The sequence below is a fragment of the Streptomyces pathocidini genome (assembly GCF_001418495.1).
In the GTDB taxonomy this organism is placed as follows: domain Bacteria; phylum Actinomycetota; class Actinomycetes; order Streptomycetales; family Streptomycetaceae; genus Streptomyces; species Streptomyces pathocidini.
Genome location: NZ_LIQY01000068.1, coordinates 1 through 20,696, shown reverse-complemented (window position 1 = coordinate 20,696; position 20,696 = coordinate 1). Strand labels below are relative to the sequence as shown.

Sequence of the window (20,696 nt, the reverse complement as noted above, 5' to 3'; positions counted from 1 at the left end):
ACGGCCCTGGCGCCTCACGTTCAACAGGGGGCTCATCTCACAAGTGATATAACCTCAGCCCCATGGCAGACGACTACCTCGTACGCATCGGGAAGCTCATCCGTGACGCGCGCCAGCATCGGGGCTGGACGCAGACCCAGCTCGCCGAGGCGCTCGGCACCAGCCAGAGCGCCGTGAACCGGATCGAGCGCGGTAACCAGAACATCAGCCTTGAGATGATCGCCCGCATCGGGGAGGCCCTCGACAGCGAGATCGTCTCGCTCGGCTACGCGGGCCCCATGCATCTGCGCGTGGTCGGCGGGCGCCGGCTGTCGGGCGCCATCGACGTCAAGACGAGCAAGAACGCATGCGTCGCGCTGCTGTGCGCCTCGCTGCTCAACTCCGGCCGTACGACGCTGCGGCGGGTGGCGCGGATCGAGGAGGTCTACCGGATCCTCGAAGTGCTGGGCAGCATCGGGGTCCGCACCCGCTGGCTCAACGACGACGGGGACCTGGAGATCGTCCCGCCCGCCGAACTCGACCTGGACGCAATGGACATGGCGGCGGCGCGCAGGACGCGCAGCGTCATCATGTTCCTCGGCCCGCTGCTGCACCGGGTGGAGCGGTTCCGGATCCCGTACGCGGGCGGCTGCGACCTCGGCACCCGGACCGTCCAGCCGCACATGACCGCGCTGCGCCACTTCGGGCTCGAAGTCGCCGCGACCGACGGGATGTACCACGCGCAGGTCGACCGGGCCGCCCCCGGCCACCCGATCGTGCTGACCGAGCGCGGCGACACCGTGACCGAGAACGCGCTGCTGGCCGCCGCCCGCCACAACGGCGTCACCGTCATCCGCAACGCCAGCTCCAACTACATGGTCCAGGACCTGTGCTTCTTCCTGGAGCAACTGGGCGTCAAGGTCGAGGGCATCGGCACCACGACACTGACCGTGCACGGCGTCGCGCACATCGACCGCGACGTCGACTACGCGCCGTCGGAGGACCCGGTGGAGGCGATGAGCCTGCTCGCCGCGGCCGTGGTCACCGAGTCCGAACTGACGATCCGCCGGGTTCCCGTGGAGTTCCTGGAGATCGAGCTGGCCGTCCTGGACGAGATGGGCCTCGACACCGAGAGGACCGGGGAGTACCCAGCGGACAACGGCCGTACCCGGCTGATCGACCTCACCGTGCGCCCCTCCAAACTGCGGGCGCCGATCGACAAGATCCACCCGATGCCGTTCCCCGGGCTCAACATCGACAACGTGCCGTTCTTCGCGGCCATCGCGGCCACCGCCCAGGGCTCGGCACTGATCCACGACTGGGTCTACGACAACCGCGCGATCTACCTCACCGACCTCAACCGGCTGGGCGCGGACGTCAAACTCCTCGACCCCCACCGCCTGCTGGTCGAGGGCCCGACGCGCTGGCGCGCCGCCGAGATGATGTGCCCGCCCGCCCTGCGCCCGGCGGTCGTCGTCCTCCTGGCCATGATGGCCGCGGAGGGCACCTCGGTCCTCCGCAACGTCTACGTCATCAACCGCGGCTACGAGGACCTGGCGGAACGCCTCAACTCAGTAGGCGCCCAGATCGAAATCTTCCGGGACATCTGATCGGTGAATGCCGCCGCCCCGGTCTGCCCGCAATCAAGCGAGTCAGACCGGGGCGGTGGCGTATCTGTGGGAAAGTCCGTTGTCCGCGGCGCATCTGTGGGGAAGGGGCCGTCGTCCGCGCCGCCTCAGGTTCTCGGGCGAATTTGCGCTGCCCGCACCGCGAGAATCATCAGCATCACGATTTCGGACACCATCAGGATCCGCTCGAACAGGCCTCCCCCGTGCCATCTCATGCTCTCCGTCCTGGCTGCTACCTCAGACCACGTCGGCACTTGGCTGGCCAGGAAGGCCAGCAGACTGACCCAGCACGTGATGGCGGCCCTCCCGACATGACGGCTGGTGTGCGCCCAGCCAGGAACTGTCCGCAGGCGACGGGCGAGGAGCGAGCCGGCCGCGGGGACGACCAGGCCAGCCGTCATGGCGGCGTACCGGTGGACGAGACCATGCGGAGTCACCACCTCCGGCGGATCGGTGGGGAAGAGCACGGACAGCAGGAGGGTGCTCGCGCCGGTGATGATCAGGGCGCAAGCAGGACCGCTACCCCGCGGCAGCAGCCGGTGGAGGGCGATGCCCAAGGCGAACGTGCCGGTCGCAAGCGACAGCCCGCCAACTGTAGTACGGCCAGACGGTCGCCGAGTCGAAGGCGTAGTAGCTGATGACGTCACGGATCGGGTCCCGGTTGCCCGGCACGTGCACGGTGGCCAGCATGGCCAGGGCCAACCCGAGCCCGGCGACGGAGAGCCTGGCCCATGACGACGACTGCCGCCGCGCCCCCGGCACCTTGTCCCGACAGGGCAGGCGGAAACGGGCGCGAGTTCCCTCCGTGAGTGTGCCAGAAGGGCGGACGTGAGCCGGGTCGACGCCGCGGGTGACGGGCTTGGCGTCGAGGCGGAGCCCTTGTCCTGCCCGCACCCGCTGCAACAGGCGATGGCTGGTGTCCGCCACCACGGGCAGCCCCGCACGCCGTGCGGCGCCGGCCACGGCCCGGCCGATCACGGAGTGGCTCTGCACATGCAGCACATCGGGAGCAATCCGGTCGATCAGCCGCTCGACACAGGTACGCAGCCCAAGACGCATGACCACTCGTCGTGTTGGCTGCATCAGCGCAGGCAGGGAGCGCAGACGGTAGACGATGACGCCGTCCACTCGCTCCACCCTCGGACGGCCCCGATCCGACGGGCACACGAGATGCACCTCATGCCCCTTCGCCGCCAGTTCGGAGATCAGTTGGCGAGTGAAATGGGCGGCCTCGCGGGAGTCCGACGGATAGGCGTCGACGGCGATCAGTACGCGGGGAGCCGAGCTGTCGATCACCGCGGCAGACTGTGCGCGGGTGCCGGAGGCAGGGTGCAGCGGAAGGGACGCGGGCATGGGACTCCTCTTGCCTGCAGCGGCGTCGGACTCTGATGAGCTCTCCGGTGGACTGCGCGCCCGGGAACCTGGACGACTGCAAGAGAAGTCAGGCGAGCAAGCTCATGCCGTGCCCGCTTGCTGCAACCATCTGTGGTAGGCGCCATGGGGGCGACGAACGCGGCTCATGCAACGGCGGACGTCTGCCCGGCGGTCTCACACCGGATATTCGGCAAACGACGAATGATGGCTGTTCAATTCGTCCGGCACCGCTGGTTCATGACCTCCACGATGGCCTGGACGAGTTCGTCGGCCGACGGAATCCAATCATCGACGCCAGGGCTCACCGGCACGACGGATAGATCAGCGGAACCGTGCAGGCTTGACTCGGGCGAGGTTTTCTCGGGCATGCACAAGAGCATGGTGTGATCGACTCGGCTCCCTCCGACGCCCAAAGATGAAAATCGAGGGACGTTGGAAGACTCTTGAGTGGCCACTCCCATCATTCGACGACGCAGGTCGTTGATCTCTTCCAGGGGTATCCGAGCCGGACCGCACACCACCACCCACAAGCTCCGATCCCGCCTCGGGCAAGACCTGTTCGACGACCCGCGCCCGCACCCACGCCGAGTGAGGCGCACCGGAGCCCGTGACTGGACTGCAGTCACGGGCTCCAGTGAGGGCCGGAGCGTTCTCGCGTCAGGGAGCCTGGCAGGTGCCTACCAGGATCCACTCCTTGCCCCAGGGGCCGTTGTTGGTCACTGGGCGGACATTCACGTTCCACCAAGCAGCCCGGTAGACGGTGTATCCCGCCGACGGATTGTTGACGTCGGTCACGTCGAACACGAGGTCACCGCCCCAGTAAATCTTGGAGGAATCCCAGGCCGGGGCACCCCCACAAGAGGAGGGCGGCGTCCCCGGGGCCGAGCCCGCAACCGTGATGTTGCGCCGCTCTGCCGGGGAGACCAGGCCATCACGCGACTGGGAGACGGACAGCTCCTGCTTGCCCCCGGCCACGCCAGTGAAGTCGACTGTCCAGTCGCCGTTCGCGTTCACGGTCACGCTCTTGGTCACGCCTTCGATCTTGGCCGAGACCTGGGCACCGGATACGCCCTTGCCATGTGCGGTGAACGAGGCCTGCACCGTGGCTCCATCACCGGGCGAGGTAATGGTTGGCTTGGCAATCGTGTAGGACTTCTTCGCGGAAGCCGCCGAGTAGTGGGTGACGCCGCCGATGCTGCCCGCGACACGCACCACCGCACCGGAGGTGTCTTGCGTCGCGGTGGACTTGGCTACCGACCACTTGCCGTCCTGACCCACCTTCACCGAGTCCACCCAGGAAGAACCATTCCTGATCTGCACCGTGGTATGTGCCAGACCGGTGCCTTCCAGCGCGTACTGCGTCTTGCCGCTCCCGTCCACGCCCGTGATCTGAGCGGAGGAGATCGTCGGGGTCGGGACCTTCCACTCCCCATCATCCGAAGCGGCTGATGTGATGCCGTCGAGCACCTGCCGGACGCGTGCAAAAGCGTTACCGTACCCGCCAGAGAATGACCAGGAGCCGTCTCCGCCGACAACGTTGCGGTCTGTCCAGCCGCCGGACGCGTTCGCTACCTGGATTCGAGCACCTGGCACTCCCTTGCCGGCAGCGTGATAGGAGAGCTCGGAGTTCGCACCATTCACTCGGATTTCCGCCAGGGCGATCGTCGGCTTGGCAATCGTGTAGGACTTCTTCGGGGAGGCGTCGGACGTCTCACCATCCTTGGTCTGCCGAACCGTCACGCCATCATCGGCACCGTAGACAGTGTTGATCCGCGACCAGGTGCCATCGGCCTCGACCGTGGCCATGTTGTTCTCCCACCTGCCATCGTTCCGCAGGAACTGCACGATCGCCCCCGGCACACCAGTGCCGGAAATGTCGCGGACCACCTCACCCGTGGACTGACGGACCCCGGTGATCTCGGCCTTGGCCACGGTCGGAGCCGTCAGCTCCTCCGTGTCTTTGCAGTCGGCGGGCGAGGTGTCACCGATGGCAACCCTGAGGTCAGCGCCGTTGTCGCCCACCGAGCAGACCCGGACGGCCGCCTTGGCGACCTCGTCCACCAGGATCTTGCCCGCCGCCAGGGGGGCGTCCTTGGTGCTCGACGTTGCGGGAGTGGCGTCGACGAGCGTGTTGTGCCTGCCGTCCCCGCTGACGATACGCACGGTGACGCCGTTCACCAGCGGGTCGTCCGAGGCAAAGTCGTCATAGGGCGGCTTGGGGCGACGGAATTCCAGTGACAGAGTGGAGCCGTTGCCCCGGTCGATCCGGTACTCCTGGACACCGTCCTTCCCCAGGACGCCCAGCTGGTACGACCCGCTGGTGCGGATCGGGATCATCTGGGAACCGGAGAGCCAGCCCGCGTACTGCCGGTAACTGGCCGGGTAGAGTCGCTTGCCGCCACCGCCCACGGGGTCTCCCGGATCGTCAGTCGCTCCTTGGGTACAGCTGCCGTTGATCCGCGTCACGTCCCCCGACACAGGGCAGCCCCGTAGCGTAAGAGGGTGGTTGAATCCGAGATTGTGTCCGAACTCGTGCATCCACATCCACGACTTGTGGCCCTCGGCGTTGGACACGATCCAGTTTCCGGGCATGGAACCCTGGGCACCCCAATTGCATCCGGTGTGCTTCGTGATATCAACAAAAAGGTAGTCGTAGTTCGCGGGGTCTATCCCCTGATTTCGCGCCGCTTCTCGCGCTGAATTCAATATCGAATCCGATTTGCAGTCGCTCGGCCTGGCGCCGAGCCTTTCGAAACGAGCTCTGGAGACGCGGAGGACTTCTCGCGAAATGGCAGGTTGATTCTCTGCGTCAGACCGGGATCCCCACAAGCCTAAGAGGTCGTTTCCGCCACGAGCCATGCAGGAAGTAAGGAACTGGGCTGACTAAAGTTACGAGTCGAGCGGGTCAGGGAAGGTGCGGCGGCATTCGTTGGACTTCTCGGGGATCTTGCGCCTGTGGGCGTCGCCGGCTTCAGCTCTTCTCCCGGGTGAGCTGTCCATCGGAGTGCAGCTGCCACAGAGGTGGTGCGGAGCGCGCGGGAGCGGTGTTCTTCAGCTGGTTGCGGAGGGCCGTCAGTGCGCCCTGGGAGAGGCCCAGTTCCTCGGCGAACCGGCGGGTGGTGACGTACTGGATGCCGGTGGCCGCGGTGCGCTGCTCCCACTCGACGAACCGCTGGTAGGGGGAGGCGGCGTCCGGTGCACCGCCCTCTCGCCGCGTACTGCCTCGCGCCGCACACCGCTGACGGGCGCGCTCGCGCTCGCGGGCGACCTCGGAGAAACCGCACACCGAGCGGCTGGCTTCCTCGGCTTCCGCCAGGTCGGCAGTGCCGTCGAGCGCCTGGGCCAGCCGGTTGATCTCCAGGACACGGGCCAAGGGGAGCCGGTAGACGTGTGCGCTGGCGGGGCTGAGCACGACCGGGTCCGGCGCGTCGCGGGTACCGCAGACACCCCGTATGCCGCGGGCCGCGGCCACCAGGAGGGCGCTCGCCTCGGAGGGGTGCCAGTCGAAGACGTTGCCGACGCAGTTCGTGTGTGCGGCGGTGAGGGTGAACTCCGGGAGGCCCAGGCGGGGCAGCAGTACGGCTTCGGGCACCTCGGAGTCGAGTCCGGGGCCGGCGATGTGCACCGCGGCCGGTATACCGGTGCGCAGGCACGCCGCCACGACGAGCGCGTCGCCCAGCGGGCTGCGCAGGGTGGGTTCGCTGCCGTCGGCCGCCACGTCCCCGCCGACGTCGACGATTTCGACGCGGTCGGCGCCGCAGTATTCGGCGGCTTGGGCGATCTGGAGGGCCAGGCCCACCGTGCCCTCGTACGGGTCGATGAGGCCGAGCGCGGGCCGCAGGTCGGCCGCGAGCCGAGGCAGCAGTGAGCCCGCGGGAGGGATGGGGGCCGACCCGGGCGTGATCAGGTGCACCTGGTCACCGACGCGTTCGGTGCCGGTGAAGTCCGTGCGGCGTCTGGGGCCGGGTACCGGATCGACCACCAGGCGTTCCCAGGCATAGGTCAGGATGAGGGCGGGAGCGTCGTCACCGTGCAGAGCCGCGTGGACCATCGCGGTGGTGATCGCGTCCCCGCCGCCTCCGGCGGCAATCAGAAGTTTCGCAGTCAAATGCCTTGACCCCCTGGGTCGTTCCCGGTGTCCGTCCGTCCACTGACCGAAAATGCCCGGGCCACTCCGAGAGGTGGCCCGCCATGCTTACGTATGCGTGTACCTGACCGCTACCGTGTCCGCAGAGTCGTACTTCAGCTCCCTTGTCAAGAGAGGGAAGGTGTTGTCCATGGCCGCCTCTGCCCCCATCCAACTGGCCTCGGGCAGATTAGTTTTGCCGCAGACTCCCTACCAGCAGTACGTCTACGCCTATCCCCATCAAAAAGCCTACCGGCGGCTGGAGAACGGGCCGTTACTGAGCGAGTTGTGGAGGAACGAGCAGCTTGACTCCCTCTCGCTCTACGTGCACATACCGTTCTGCGAGATGCGCTGCGGATTCTGCAATCTGTTCACCCGTACCGGCGCCCCGGAAGACGTCACCAGCGCGTTTCTGGACACGCTGGGACGGCAAGCGCGGGTGACCCGTGAAGCGACAGACGCAAGCGGGCGGCCGGTTCGCTTCCTGATGTCCGCCTTCGGCGGCGGCACCCCCACCTATCTCACCCCCGTAGAGCTCACCCGGCTCTGCGACATCTGCGAGAACGTGATGGGGGCAGACCTCAGAGCCATCCCCTGGTCGGTGGAGACCTCTCCGGCCACCGCGACCGCCGACCGGCTCGCGGTGCTCGCCGAGCGCGGCGCCACCCGGCTGAGCATCGGTGTACAGAGCTTCATCGACGAGGAAGCCCGCGCCGCCGTACGACCGCAGAAACGCGCGGAGGTGGAGACGGCCCTGGCCCGGCTGCGCGAGGCCGGCTTCCCCGTCTTGAACATCGACCTCATCTACGGCATCGGCGGCCAGACAGAGCGCTCCTTCCGTATCTCCCTCGATGCCGCGCTGGCCTGGGAGCCGGAGGAGATCTACCTGTACCCGCTCTACGTACGCCCCTTGACCGGTCTGAGCACCCGGCACGACAAGGACGGCAGGCTGTGGGACGAGCAACGCCTGCGCCTGTACCGGTACGGCCGCGACTACCTGCTGGCCGCCGGCTACGAGCAGACCTCGATGCGGGTCTTCCGACGGCTGGGGACACCCGCCGGCGCCCCGGGGGAAGACGCGAGCATCGACGAGTACAACCAGCAGGCCGGCATGGTGGGACTCGGCGTCGGCGCCCGTTCGTTCACCACTTCCCTGCACTACACCACCGATTACGCGGTGGCCGTGCCCGAAGTGCGGCGCATCATCGACGACTACATCGCCACCCCCTCCGAAGAGTTCCGCCGGGCCCAGTGGGCCTTCCGGATGGACGACGGGGAACGGCGCCGGATGTATGTCCTGCAGCGGCTGCTGGAGACCGTCGGCCTGCCGGTCACCGACTACCGGAAGCTGTTCGGTACGGCGCCCCAGGACGACTTCGCGACAGAGTTCGCCCTGCTCCGCGAAAGGCAGTGGCTCGCCGCCGACGAGAACACCGCGCTGAAACTCACCCGGGAGGGGATGGCCTGGGCGGATGCGATCGGCCCGCTCTTCTTCTCCCCCCTGGTCAACGAAGCCATGGCGAGCTACCAGGACAAGTAGCGCAGCGAACCCCGGTGCCCCGCGCACGGAGAGGCCACGAAATGGCCTGTGCCATCGGGGAATTTCCGTGCGCGGGCACCACACGAACACCTGGCGTGTTTTCGCTGCTCACCGGTTGACTCGCTCCCATCCGGTTTCTAGCCTCTGCCAAACGATCGTTCCGTGCAGACTCTAAAAGACGCGTCCTGGAGAGTTCCGCCCACAAAGCGGGCCCAAAGACCTGGAGGATGACACCATGGCTGAATCCCAGCAACCTCATTTACCGCTTCCCCCCAAGCCGGTGGACGTGGACGTGATCGAGAACGCCATCAGCGAACTGCTGCGCGGTCTCGGCCAGGGTGACAAGAGCGAGGTGATGTCGCAGACTCCGCGCCGGGTGGCGGAGTTGTATGCCCAGTCGATCAATCCGGGCGACATCGACATCGAAGAGGACTTCAAGGTCTTCGACAACCCCGGAATGCAGGACCTGATCCTGGTCAACGACGTGCACTACGTCTCGCTGTGCGAACACCATCTGGCGCCCGCCTTCGGGGTCGCCCATGTCGGATATGTTCCCGACCGCAAAGTGGCCGGCTACTCCAAGCTCAAGAAGGGGCTGAACTACCTCGCGCGTCAGCCTCAGCTCAACGAGCGCCTGGTGGTCGATGCGGTGAACTTCCTGGAGGCGCGGCTGCAGCCGAAGGGAATCGCCATGGTCCTGCGCAGTGCGCACTGCTGCATCGCGCTGCGCACCAATGCCCCGAGCCAGGAAGTCGTCACGGTGATCGAGCGGCGCGGCGCACTGTGCGAGGAGCGCTACTGGTCGCCGCTGTGGGCCAGTGCCGTCGCGGAGAAACCGGCCTTCCTGGGGAGATAGGCGAGCCGAATGGACCGAGGAGCACCGTCGGCGTCCGTGGCCGACGAAGACGTGGGCCGGCTCGCCGACCAGATGCGACAGGCACTGCACACCTGTTCTGTCCATACCGTGGGCCCCTTGGCGGCGTACGAGAGATGCACTGCCGCCCTCGACCAAGGGCGCATCGACGCGCAGCAGTTCCAGGAGATCGGCCGCAGGCTGGTCGCCATCTCCGAAGAACGCATGCACGCGTACGCCGCTCAGGGAGAGCACCCCGACAACTCGCCGAAGATCAGGCGGGAGAAGCGGCTGATCGGCTTCGTCGACGCGCTCTTCGCCCTCGGCCTGCGCAAGAAGAAGAACTGAGGCCCCATGGAGAAATGGCCGGATATCCTCATCGCCGTGGTCGGCAAGGGACGCAACTGCCCACCACCGGTGTACCAGTTGGCCCACGAGGTGGGAGGGACCGTCGCACGGCTGCCCGACTGCCTTCTGGTGACCGGTGGGCTCGGAGGAGCGATGGAAGCAGCGGCTCGCGGTGCAAAGGAGAACGGAGGCCGCGTGCTGAGCCTGCTTCCAGGTGTCTCGAACCGCACGACCCAGCCGCACACCGAGGTGGATATCCGGCTGGACACCGGTCTGACCGCCAACGGCCGCAACATCGTGCTGGCCAGCGTCGTCAACGCCATGATCGCTGTCCCGGGCTCGCACGGAGCCCTCCAGGAGATGATCGTGGCCGTCGACGCCGGCAAGACCGTATGGGCAGTGGGCGAGCACACCACCCGCCTCCCGGGGGTGGAGTACCTCGCGTCCTCGGGCGAACTCTCCGCGCGCCTGCACGCTTTCACCGCCGCCTCCACCTCTGATCTCGGGTAGCCGGCGTGCGGACAACCACAAGGAGTGCCCGCTGAGCGCCGTCATCCTGACCGTCGACCTGGTGATGCTGGCCCACGACGGTGACAACTGGCACATCCTGCTGGTTCGCAGGGGCAAGGAACCGTTCCAGGGCCGGTGGGCGCTTCCCGGCGGAAAGGTCGGCGCCGACGAGGACGCGACAACTGCGGCCCGCCGCGAACTACAGGAAGAAACCGGGCTGCGCGCCACCGACACCGAACTCATTCCGCTGTCCTGGCGCACCTCACCGGACCGCGACCCCAGAGGACGCTACGTAAGCCTGGTCTACGCGGCGCTGCTGCCGCAGCCGCAGCAGGTGCACGGCGGCGGGGACGCAGCGGCGGCGTGGTGGCAGCCGCTGCCCGTCCCCCCGCGCGGCTTCCCGGACCCCGCAGCGGAGCAGCACTTCGCCTTCGACCATGCCGCCATCCTCCGGGAGTTGCTTCCCGCCGCACCACACGGCCGGTCGGCCGTCCCGCACATCAGGGAGGCGACCGCGGCGGACGGCCAGGAGATCCGGCGCCTGCTGAAGTCACACGCCCTGGGCGACGGCGCCGCCGGCCACCCGGCCACCGGGGGCCTCGGCCCCCGGACGCACGTAGCGGCACTGGGGAGCTTCCTCGTGGGCTGTGCGGGCCTGCCGCCGAACGGTGACCCGGCAGCGAAGGACCGGATCCTGGTCCACCCCCGCTGGCAGGGGCGGGGGATCGAGCAGGAACTGGCCGCCGTACAGGCTCAGGAGCACCGCCCACCGTGACTCGTAAAAGGAAAGCGGCCATGACCACACCGCTCACACCACACCCCACGCGACAACGCCCGGCGCCCGTTCTGGGACGCGGCGTGGTCTTGCTGCTCACCGTCGGCACCGGGTTGTCCGTGGCCAACAACTACTACGTGCAGCCGCTGCTCGGCGACATCGGCCGCGACCTCGGCCTGCCGGAAGGACAGGCCGGCCTGCTGGTCACGGTGGGACAGAGCGCCTACGCGGTGGCACTGCTCCTCGTCCTTCCCCTCGGCGACCTGCTCGAACGGCGCCGGCTGATCGTCATCCTGTCCTCGGCCTGCGCCGTGAGCCTGGTGCTCATGGCCAGCGCCCGATCGGAGCCGGCCCTCTTCCTGGGAGCAGGACTGGTGGGGCTGTGCTCCGTCACCACCCAGGTGATGGTGCCCTATGCCGCGTCCCTGTCCGCTCCTGATCAGCGCGGGCGCGTCGTGGGCACCGTCATGGCGGGGCTGCTGTGCGGCATCCTGTTCGCCCGTACCGTGGCCGGTGCGCTGGCGCAGTGGGCCGGGTGGCACGCCGTCTACTGGTGCGCCGCGGTCATGATGGCCTGTCTGGCGGCAACGGCGGCGGTCTTCCTGCCCCGGTATCAGGAGAGGGGCGCTCCCGGCTACCGGCACCTCGTGGCCTCGGTGTTCCACCTGTTCGCCCGGGAACCGGTGCTACGGCTGCGGGCGGTGTACGGGGCACTGTCGTTCGGGGCCTTCAGCGTGCTGTGGACCGCCCTGACCTTCCTGCTCTCCGCCCCGCCGTACGGCTACTCGCCCGGGGTCATCGGCCTGTTCGGCCTGTTCGGCCTGGCCGGGGCGCTGGCCGCGGCACGCGCCGGGCGCCTCGCGGACCGGGGACTGGCACACAAGGTGACCGGTGTCTCCTCCGTACTGCTGCTCGCCGTGTGGATCCCCCTCGGGCTGGGCAGCGCACTGCTGCCGGCCCTGGCCCTGGGCATCGTGGTGCTCGATCTCGCGGCTCAAGCCCTGCACATCACCAACCAGAGCGAGATCTACCGTTTGGCGCCGGAGATCAGGTCCCGTCTCACCGCGGCCTACATGACGACGTACTTCCTGGCCGGAGCCGCAGGGTCGGCGCTCGCCTCCCTGGCCTACGCCCGGCTCGGCTGGACCGGGGTCTCGGTGCTCGGGGCGGCACTCGGGGCGGCGACGACCTCACTGTGGGCGATCTCGGCGCTCCGCCAACGCTCCCGGCACAGGCGAACCCCGTGAGTCCGGAGGAGGAGCGCTGCCACTCCGACACCGCCTCCGCAGGACCGGAAGCGGTCCGGGCGCTGGCGGAGGAGTTCGTGACCTTGTATCACCGCGAGCGTCCCGAGGCCGGTTCCGCGGACCGGAGACTGGCCGAGGTGGCCGCAGAGATCTCGCGCACCGGGACGTACACGCACACGGCGCAGGAACTGGACTTCGGCGCCAAGGTCGCCTGGCGCAACAGCATCCGCTGCATCGGCCGTCTGTACTGGCAGTCGCTGATCGTGCGCGACCGGCGGAAGGTGGACAGCGCCGACCAGATCTCTCGGGAAATCGTCCGGCACCTGTGCCAGGCCACCAACGGCGGACGAATACGTCCGTGCGTCACCGTCTTCGCCCCGGAGCTCCCCCGGCGGCCGGCCCCGCGGATATGGAACGACCAGCTCGTGCGCTACGCGGGCTACACACGCTCCGACGGTTCGATCCTCGGCGACCCGGTCAGCGTCGATATCACGGCCGCCGCGCAGAATCTGGGCTGGCCCGGCGGCCCGGGCACTCCCTTCGATGTCCTGCCTCTCATCGTGCACGGGCGCGACGACAAGCCGCGGTGGTTCGACCTGCCGGACTCCGCCGTGCTCCAGGTTCCGATCGAACACCCCGAGTACGAGTGGTTCGCCCGGCTGGGTGTGCGCTGGTACGCGGTGCCGGTCATCTCCGGGATGCGACTGGAAATCGGCGGCGTACGCTACCCGCTCGCCCCTTTCAACGGCTGGTACATGGGCACGGAGATCGGTGCCCGCAACCTGGCTGACACCGACCGCTACAACCTGCTGCCCGATATCGCCCGCCGACTGGGCCTGGACACTTCCCACGACCGCTCGTTGTGGAAGGACCGCGCACTGGTGGAGCTGAACCTCGCCGTGCTCCACTCCTTTGAGAAGGCAGGAGTCACCATCAGCGATCACCACACCGAATCGCGCCACTTCCTGACGCACATCGCTCGCGAGGAACGAGCCGGGCGGACCGTCGGCGCCGACTGGTCGTGGATCGTGCCACCCGTCTCCGGCGCCGCAACCCCCGTGTTCCACCGCTACTACGACACCGAGCAGCGCTACCCGGCGTTTGTCGACCAACCGAAGGCACCGGCCGACTCAGGGCCTGCGGCGCGCCCGCCTGGGCGCGACTTTTGATGTGCCGCGCCGGGAACCAGCCTTGGCCTCCCTGCTCCCTCCGCTCGCGGCAGCAGCCGGCGCCTTCCCGTCCGGCGCTGTCCCGCCCTGCGTCGTCCGGCCGCGTGCCGGCAGGGAGACCGCGATCAGACCGGCGAGCAGCAGCGCCGCCCCGCAGGCCGCCACCGCACCCGGCCGCTCGCCCAGCAGCGCGACGCCCAGCACTGCCGCGACCAGCGGTTCGCCGAGACTCAGCGTGCCCGCGGTGGCAGCGCTGATCCGGGTGACGCCGCGGGCGAAAAGGAGATATCCCAGCGCCGTCGTGCCCAGCGCCAGCCAGCTGATCAACAGCACCGCACGCGGCGCCCCCAGACCGCCGGGCACCGCAAACAGCCACGGTGACAGAAGAACTCCGGCACACAGCACGCTCATCGGCGCCGCCGCCGTGGTGTCGGCACCGCGCCGGGCGAGCTGCTGGGTGGCCGCGATGTAGGTGCCGAAGCTGCTGCCCGACGCGATGCCGAGCAGCACGCCGGTCACATCCACCTGAGCGGCCGCGTCCGGTACGAGCAGCACACCGATACCCACGAGTGAGCACGCGGTGCCGCACCACCCGGCCACGGAGGTTCTCTCCCGCTCGAACCACCACGCGCAGAGCCCGGTGATCACCGGCACGGTCCCGAAGGTCACCACCGTGGCCAGTGCCGCCCCCGTACGGTCCACCGCCTCCAGAAAGCAGACCTGGAAGGCGGCAGTCACCAGGACACCGGCCAGCATCCACCACCGGGTCGCCGGCTGCCACAGCGTACGCAGCCCCGCGGCCCGCACAGTGAACAGGCCCAGCACCGCCCCGCCCAGCAGCATCCGGCACGCACCCAGGCTCACGAGAGAGACATCGGCATGGGCGATGAGCTGCGCGGGTCCCACAGTGCCCCACAGAACCGCCGCCGCCAGGACCTGCACGATGCCGCCGAACCGGGCGTCTTCACCACTGAACTGGGCGTCCTCACCACTGAGTTGGAAGTCTTCGCGGGCCATACCCCTCGTCTCAACGTGCCGAGCAGCACGGTGCGCGGCCCGGCTGTGCCTGGGCTTCGACGACTCCTGCCGCTGACGCTAACGAGTCATTGCATCGTGCACCCATAGCGAGAAGCTCCCAACATCCGGCTGTGCCAGGCAGGTTCGGTTGTCGCCTCCTGCCACATCACCCTGCGGCGCCTGGAGGTAGTGGCGCTCGTGGATGGCATCACCGCGGGTGTCGCGCAGGAAGACCGATGTCTCCCCCGCGCCGAGCGCGTCCTCGGCGCCCAGCGGCACGGGGAGGCGGCGCACGGGCGGACGGCCTCGTACCGGGCTCTTGCCCCCTCCTGAGCCCCGGTCCTACCTTCCTCGAAGGAATCAAGGAAAGCCCTTTCCTCGCCTCTCTACGCCCCTCCCCCGCCGAGCCGCATCCCAAGGAGCACCCGCATGGCCATGCACCCCGCCCCCGCCCGGCCGGCCCTCTCCGGCGGGCCCCTCGCCCTCACCAAGGAGTCCCGGACCGCGCTCCGTCCCGTACCGGAGGCCCGGATCACCGGCGGTCTGTGGGAGGCGCGCCGTGCCGTGAACGCGGGCGTGAGCATCCCCGACGGCTACGAGCGGCTGGCGGAGGCCGGGAACCTGCACGACCTGCGGCTGGCGGCGGGTACGGCGGAGGGCGAGTACGCCAACGCCGGCTGTCCGTTCATGGATTCGGACGTCTACAAGTGGCTGGAGGCGGTGGCTTGGCAGCTGGGTGATCCGGCCACCGAGCCGGAGCGGGCCGAGCGGTTCGCGGCGCAGGTCGCGGAGGTGGCGGAGCTGCTGGCCGAGGCGCAGGAGCCGGACGGCTACCTGGACTCGTACTACCAGGTGGTACGGCCCGGGTCGCGCTTCAAGGAGCTCGCGTCGGGCCACGAGCTGTACTGCGCGGGCCATCTCGTCCAGGCCGCGGTCGCCCACCACCGGACCACGGGCCGTACCGAACTCCTCGACGTGGCACGGCGGTTCGCGGACCGGATCGATGCCGCTTTCGGGCAGGAGGAGGGGCGGATCGACGGGGTCTGCGGTCACCCAGAGATCGAGACGGCGCTGGTGGAGTTGTATCGCTGCACCGGGGAGCGGCGATACCTGGAGCGGGCCCGGTACTTCATCGACCGCCGGGGTCACGGGCTGCTGCCGGGTGGGCGGTGGGGGCGCAGCTACTGGCAGGACCATGCGCCCGTACGCGAGGCGGAGGCCGTTGCCGGGCACGCCGTGCGGCAGCTGTACCTGCTGGCGGGTGTGGTGGATGTGTCCGTGGAGACCGGTGACGCCTCGCTGTTGGAGGCGGCGGAGCGGTTGTGGGAGGAGATGGCCGCGACCAAGACCTACCTCACCGGCGGTATCGGTTCACACCACAGCGGCGAGACCTTCGGCGACCCGTACGAGCTGCCCTCCGAGCGGGCGTACACCGAGACCTGTGCCGCCATCGCCTCCGCCATGCTGAGTTGGCGCCTGCTGCTGGCGACGGGCCGGGCGCGTTATGCCGACCATCTGGAGCGCGTGCTGTTCAACGGGTTCCTGTCGGGCGTCTCGCTCGACGGCGAGCGGTACCTCTACATCAACCCGCTCCAGGTGCGCGAAGGCCACCTGCGGGACGAAGGCGACCACACGGCCTTCCGGACCCGCTGGTTCCGCTGCGCCTGCTGCCCGCCGAACGTCATGCGCCTGCTCGCCTCCCTCCCCCACTACTTCGCCGCCGCCGAGGCCGACGGGCTCGTCCTGCACCAGTACGCGACGGGGTCGTACGCGGCCGACGGCTTCGGCGTCGAGGTCGCCACCGACTACCCCTGGAACGGCCGGATCCGCGTCACCGTGACCGAAGCCCCGGGCGCGGACCGGGCCCTCGCCCTGCGCATCCCGCAGTGGGCGGCGGGCCGTTGGACGGCAAGCGCCGCCGGGGAGGAGGTGGACCGCGAGGCCGTGGCCGACGGCTGGCTGCGGCTGCGGCGCACCTGGCGGCCCGGTGACACCGTCGTCCTCGACCTCGACCTGGCGCCCCGGCTGACGGCCGGCCCCGTGCAGGCGGACGCGGTGCGAGGCTGTGCGGCCATCGAGCGCGGGCCGCTGGTGTACTGCGTGGAGCGGGTCGACCAGCCGGACGGCATCCGCCTCGACGAGCTCCGGCTCGACCCGGCCGGACCGCTGGGCGAAGGCGAAGGGCCGGGCCTTCCGAGTGGGGTGGTCGCGGTGACCGCCACCGGGCGGGTGGCGGCCGCACCGGATGGTGGCTGGTGGCCGTACGGGGAGGTGGCGACCGCCTCGGACGCGGGTGCGGCGGAAACTGGTGGGCCGGGCGCCGGTGCCCCCGCCGGATCGGTCGAACTCATCGCGGTCCCCTACCACTTGTGGGCTCACCGCGAAGAGGGCCCCATGCGGGTGTGGATCCCACTCGCCGGCACCGGTGTGTAGCTCCCCCCCCTCGCCGGGATCGGTGTGTAGCTCCCGCTCGCCGGCACCGGCGGCCGCGGACTCGCCCCGCGAGGCCGGCCCTCCCCACCACCCGGCCCGGTGACCGCTCCCGCACCGAAGTGACGGCGCGCGGAACTTGTGGCGTTGCGGGGGCGGGACTCCGTGAAGCAACCGTGGGGGAATGGGTCCAGACCTTGCCGCCCTCCCGGCCCGCTGCCACTCTGCTGCCGCACTGACCGGACCGAACAAAAGGGAACGGGAGGACTCATGACCGCACAACGAGGAATCGGCAGAGGTCTGTTGAGGCGAGCGGGGCTCGCCGCGGGGGTGCTCGCGGGGGCGCTGTCCGTGCTGACGTACTCGACGGGGACGGCAGCCGCCGCCGTGACGCCGAAGCATCTGATCAACGCCTACCACACGATCCCCGGCGCACCCGCCGACGGCCTGGACAACATCAGCTACCACCTGACCATCAATCAGGAACCCACGATCAACATGTTCTTCGCCCAGGCCTTCTACTTCAAGAACGGCCAGGTGGGATACATGGGGATGCAGCCCCGCCCGGACGGGAACGACCTCGCGCTGTTCAGCATCTTCGGCGCCGGCGCCTCGACCACCGACCCCAACTGCCGCGCGGGCGCCGACGGCGGTGACGGGGTCAGCTGCGCCATCGTCTACCCGCACCAGACGGGGCGGCAGTACCGGCTGAAGGTGCAGAACATCGGCGGCAGCAAGTGGGAGGGCATCGTCTGGGACAGCGTGACGGGCGCGAACACGCACATCGGCAGTTGGACCGTCTCCTCCTCCGCGGGCAAGCTCAAGCCGAACGGAACGATGTTCATGGAGGCCTGGCAGCAGGTCGCCGACTGCAACGCGGTGCCGAAGGCCTCGGCGTACTTCTCCAACCCGCAGGGCAACGGCAGCAGCCTCCGCGGCTCCTTCACCAGCGCCCTCCTCCTCGGCCCCTGCAAGGACAAGGCCGGTTACACGATCGGCTCGACCGGCCTCACCGGGACTACGGGCTGACCCCGACAGCCTTGTTCACGCTCAGGCGCTACGGGATGACCGCCATGCCGTCCAGCTCCACCAGCGCCTGTTCGTCCCAGAGCCGGACGGCCCCGATCACCGCCATGGCCGGGTAGTCGCGGCCCGCCAACCGCCGCCAGATCAGGCCGAGTTCGGGGGCGTGCGCACGGTAGGCCGCGACGTCGGTGGTGTGGACCGTGACGCGGGCGAGGTGCTCGGGCGCCCCGCCCGCGCCGCGCAGCGCGGCGAGCAGGTTGGCCAGGGCCACGGCGAACTGGTCGGGGAGGGTCTCCCCCAGGAGTTCCCCCTCCCCGTCCAGGGCGGTCTGCCCGGCCAGGAACACCAGCCGCCCGCCGGTGACCACCACGGCGTGGCTGAAACCGGTCGGTGGGGACAGCTCGGGCGGGTTGATGCGCGCCAGGGACCAGGTGGGGTCGGTCATCGGTACAGCTCCTCGGTCATCGGTACAGCTCCTTGGCGATGACCGTGCGCTGGACCTCGGTCGCACCCTCGTAGATCCGCGGCGCCCGCACCTCCCGGTAGAGGTGTTCGAGCAGGTGCCCGGCCTGGAGGGCGCGGGCGCCGTGGATCTGGACGGCGGCGTCGACCACGTACTGCGCCGTCTCGGTGGCGAACAGCTTGGCCATGGCCGAGCGCTTGGCGACGTCCGGAGCGCCCGCGTCGTAGGCCGCCGCGGCCGCGCGGACGAGGAGTGCGGCCGCTTCGGTGCGGGTCGCCATCTCTGCCAACTGGTGGGACACAGACTGGAGTTCGCGCAGCGGGCCGCCGAACGCGGTGCGCCGCGCGGCGTGGGCGAGGGCTGCGTCGATTGCCGCGTACGCCATGCCGACGGCGAACGCGCCCACGCTCGGCCGGAACAGGTCGAGGGTGCGCATCGCGACGGCGAAGCCGCGGCCGGGCTCGCCGAGCAGGTCCGCCGCGCCGACGGGGACACCGTGCAGGCGCAGGGTGCCGATGGGGTGCGGGCTGAGCATGTCCAGGTGCTCGCCCGAGAGGCCGGGGCGGTCGGCGGGCAGGAGGAAGGCGGTGATCCCGCGGGCGCCCGCGGCCTCGCCGGTGCGCGCGAACACCGTGTAGAAGTCGGCCTCGGGCGCGTTGGAGATCCAGCGCTTCTCGCCCGTGAGCCGCCAGCGGCCGGGCCCGTCGGGCTCGGCGGCCAGGGCGAGCGCCGCGGCGTCGGAGCCCGCGCCGGGCTCGGACAGCGCGAAGGCGGCGACGGCCCGGCCCGCCGCGACCTCCGGGAGCCAGCGCTCGCGCTGCTCCCGGCTGCCCGCCTGGACGACGGGGTGCGCGCCCAGGCCCTGGAGGGCGAGCGCGGTCTCGGCGGCCGTGCACTCCCGGGCCAGGGACTCGCGCAGGAGGCAGAGGTCGAGGGCCGAGACCCGCTGCGACTTCGTGAACACCCTTGCCAGTAGGCCGAGTTCACCGAGGGCGGCCAGCAAGGGCCGGTTCACCCGGCCCGGTTCGCCCTTCTCGGCGAGAGGGCGGAGCTGCCGCGCGGCCAGATCGCGTACCCCCGCGCACCACTCCAACTGGTCCGGTTCCAGAGCGAATGCGGCCATGGGCGGCCTCCCTTGGGGGCGGGTCGAGCGCGGGTCGAGTGGGGGTCGAGCGCGGATCAAATGCGGGGTTCCTACGGGGCGATTATCGCGAACCGTTGACTGCCGTCACCATCACGTTACGCTCGAACGCAACCGCACGGCCCCATCGGACCCGCGTTCAAGGGGGCGCAGCCCATGGAGCTCAGGGCCTCAGCGCATGTGGACACCTTCGCGCGCGACCACCTCCCACCGCGGGACCAGTGGCCGCTCCTGCGTTTCGACCTGCCGGAGCTGCGCTACCCGGACCGGCTCAACTGCGGCGCCGAGCTGCTGGACCGCGCCGTGGAGCGGTTCGGGCCCGACCGGCCGGGGTTCGTGGACGGCACCGGAGCCGTCTGGTCGTACGGCGAACTGCGCGGGCGGGTCGACCGGATCGCGCACGTCCTCGCCTCGGACCTCGGGGTGGTGCCCGGCAACCGGGTCCTGCTGCGCGGCCCCAACTCGCCCTGGCTGGCGGCCTGCTGGCTCGCGGTGATGAAGGCGGGCGCGGTGGCCGTGACCGTGCTCGCGGCGCAGCGGCCCCTGGAGCTCGCGCACATCTGCGCGGCGGCCCGGGTGCGACACGCGCTGTGCGACATCCGGTCGGTGGACGATCTGGTGCGGGCGGAGGTTCCCGGGCTGCGGATCACCGCCTATGGCGGAGGCGGGCCGGCAGACCTCATGTTCCGGTGCGCCGGTAAACCCGATTCCTACGACGCGATCGAGACATCCTCCGACGATGTGGCGCTGATCGCCTTCACCTCCGGAACCACCGGCCGCCCCAAGGGGTGCATGCACTTCCACCGCGATGTGCTGGCCATCGCCGACACCTTCTCGGCGCACGTACTGCGCCCCCGCCCCGACGACCTGTTCGCGGGCAGCCCGCCGCTGGGCTTCACCTTCGGGCTCGGCGGGCTGGTCGTCTTCCCGCTGCGGGCCGGGGCGGCCGCGCTGTTGCTGGAGCGGCCGGGGCCGCGGGAGCTGCTGTCGGCGGTGGGGCGGCACCGGGTGTCGGTGCTGTTCACCGCGCCGACGGCGTACCGGGCCATGCTCGAAGAGCTGGGGGCGGG

Annotated in this window: 19 protein-coding genes; 11 read left to right on the top strand and 8 right to left on the bottom strand. The window is 69.6% G+C overall.

Annotated elements, in window-relative coordinates; genetic code table 11:
• Window positions 1–62: 62 nt before the first annotated feature.
• Complete coding sequence (locus tag AOK16_RS04465) at window positions 63–1,589, top strand: helix-turn-helix domain-containing protein (protein WP_055470901.1); 1,527 nt, start codon at window positions 63–65, stop codon at window positions 1,587–1,589.
• A 125-nt stretch (window positions 1,590–1,714) separates the two neighbouring features.
• On the opposite strand, the gene AOK16_RS27005 is transcribed toward AOK16_RS04465, so the two are convergent.
• The 5 genes from AOK16_RS27005 to AOK16_RS04445 all read right to left on the bottom strand — a co-directional run bounded on the left by AOK16_RS27005 (window position 1,715) and on the right by AOK16_RS04445 (window position 7,089).
• Window positions 1,715–2,164 (bottom strand): DUF998 domain-containing protein, encoded by a 450-nt coding sequence (locus tag AOK16_RS27005; protein ID WP_055470900.1) that lies wholly within the window; start codon window positions 2,162–2,164, stop codon window positions 1,715–1,717.
• A complete protein-coding gene (locus AOK16_RS04455; RefSeq protein ID WP_157859108.1) occupies window positions 2,127–2,903 on the bottom strand; it encodes a glycosyltransferase in 777 nt (258 codons plus the stop codon). Before AOK16_RS04455 ends, AOK16_RS27005 begins: the two co-directional genes overlap by 38 nt.
• A 290-nt stretch (window positions 2,904–3,193) precedes the next feature.
• A complete protein-coding gene (locus AOK16_RS27000; protein ID WP_157859107.1) occupies window positions 3,194–3,349 on the bottom strand; it encodes a hypothetical protein in 156 nt (51 codons plus the stop codon).
• Window positions 3,350–3,638: 289 nt separating this feature from the next.
• Window positions 3,639–5,390 carry a hypothetical protein gene (locus AOK16_RS04450; protein ID WP_055470898.1) on the bottom strand — a complete coding sequence of 584 codons (1,752 nt, stop codon included), beginning with the start codon at window positions 5,388–5,390 and terminating at the stop codon, window positions 3,639–3,641.
• Between the two features lie 562 nt (window positions 5,391–5,952).
• Window positions 5,953–7,089 (bottom strand): DUF1152 domain-containing protein, encoded by a 1,137-nt coding sequence (locus AOK16_RS04445; RefSeq protein ID WP_240483363.1) that lies wholly within the window; start codon window positions 7,087–7,089, stop codon window positions 5,953–5,955.
• Window positions 7,090–7,258: 169 nt separating this feature from the next.
• Between AOK16_RS04445 and AOK16_RS04440 the strand changes: the two genes are divergently transcribed.
• From AOK16_RS04440 to AOK16_RS04410, 7 genes are all read left to right on the top strand, one after another.
• Window positions 7,259–8,647, top strand: a complete 1,389-nt coding sequence (locus AOK16_RS04440; protein ID WP_055470896.1) for an STM4012 family radical SAM protein — start codon at window positions 7,259–7,261, stop codon at window positions 8,645–8,647.
• 235 nt (window positions 8,648–8,882) lie between these two features.
• Window positions 8,883–9,503 carry a GTP cyclohydrolase I gene (locus tag AOK16_RS04435; RefSeq protein ID WP_079101056.1) on the top strand — a complete coding sequence of 207 codons (621 nt, stop codon included), beginning with the start codon at window positions 8,883–8,885 and terminating at the stop codon, window positions 9,501–9,503.
• A 36-nt stretch (window positions 9,504–9,539) separates the two neighbouring features.
• The gene (locus AOK16_RS04430; protein ID WP_055470894.1) at window positions 9,540–9,848 is read left to right on the top strand and encodes a hypothetical protein; all 309 of its coding nucleotides are present in this window, start codon (window positions 9,540–9,542) and stop codon (window positions 9,846–9,848) included.
• A 6-nt stretch (window positions 9,849–9,854) separates the two neighbouring features.
• Entirely contained in the window at window positions 9,855–10,358 is a 504-nt protein-coding gene (locus AOK16_RS26310; protein WP_107098268.1) for an SLOG cluster 4 domain-containing protein, read from the top strand.
• Between the two features lie 64 nt (window positions 10,359–10,422).
• Window positions 10,423–11,133, top strand: coding sequence for an NUDIX domain-containing protein (locus tag AOK16_RS27980; RefSeq protein ID WP_055470892.1), 711 nt, complete (start codon window positions 10,423–10,425; stop codon window positions 11,131–11,133).
• An 83-nt stretch (window positions 11,134–11,216) separates the two neighbouring features.
• Window positions 11,217–12,380: an MFS transporter gene (locus AOK16_RS04415; RefSeq protein ID WP_240483362.1), complete on the top strand. Its 1,164-nt coding sequence runs from the start codon at window positions 11,217–11,219 to the stop codon at window positions 12,378–12,380.
• Window positions 12,377–13,549 carry a nitric oxide synthase oxygenase gene (locus AOK16_RS04410; RefSeq protein WP_276202473.1) on the top strand — a complete coding sequence of 391 codons (1,173 nt, stop codon included), beginning with the start codon at window positions 12,377–12,379 and terminating at the stop codon, window positions 13,547–13,549. The genes AOK16_RS04415 and AOK16_RS04410 overlap by 4 nt, the downstream gene beginning before the upstream one ends.
• Here AOK16_RS04410 and AOK16_RS04405 read toward each other — a convergent pair.
• Window positions 13,511–14,566, bottom strand: coding sequence for a DMT family transporter (locus AOK16_RS04405; RefSeq protein ID WP_079101054.1), 1,056 nt, complete (start codon window positions 14,564–14,566; stop codon window positions 13,511–13,513). The two genes, AOK16_RS04410 and AOK16_RS04405, sit on opposite strands and share 39 nt — an antisense overlap.
• A 429-nt stretch (window positions 14,567–14,995) precedes the next feature.
• On the opposite strand from AOK16_RS04405, the gene AOK16_RS04395 reads away from it, so the two are divergent.
• Together AOK16_RS04395 and AOK16_RS04390 are read left to right on the top strand one after the other, a co-directional pair.
• Window positions 14,996–16,999, top strand: a complete 2,004-nt coding sequence (locus AOK16_RS04395; protein ID WP_240483361.1) for a glycoside hydrolase family 127 protein — start codon at window positions 14,996–14,998, stop codon at window positions 16,997–16,999.
• Window positions 17,000–17,266: 267 nt separating this feature from the next.
• Complete coding sequence (locus tag AOK16_RS04390) at window positions 17,267–18,025, top strand: DUF3472 domain-containing protein (RefSeq protein WP_157859105.1); 759 nt, start codon at window positions 17,267–17,269, stop codon at window positions 18,023–18,025.
• A gap of 28 nt (window positions 18,026–18,053) precedes the next feature.
• Here the strand turns inward: AOK16_RS04390 and AOK16_RS04385 are convergent, their stop codons facing one another.
• Window positions 18,054–18,467, bottom strand: coding sequence for a RidA family protein (locus AOK16_RS04385; RefSeq protein WP_055470888.1), 414 nt, complete (start codon window positions 18,465–18,467; stop codon window positions 18,054–18,056).
• Between the two features lie 16 nt (window positions 18,468–18,483).
• Window positions 18,484–19,608 carry an acyl-CoA dehydrogenase family protein gene (locus AOK16_RS04380; protein ID WP_055470887.1) on the bottom strand — a complete coding sequence of 375 codons (1,125 nt, stop codon included), beginning with the start codon at window positions 19,606–19,608 and terminating at the stop codon, window positions 18,484–18,486.
• A gap of 174 nt (window positions 19,609–19,782) precedes the next feature.
• On the opposite strand from AOK16_RS04380, the gene AOK16_RS04375 reads away from it, so the two are divergent.
• Window positions 19,783–20,696: AMP-binding protein (locus AOK16_RS04375; RefSeq protein WP_157859104.1), on the top strand; the 914-nt coding region annotated here is incomplete at its 3' end.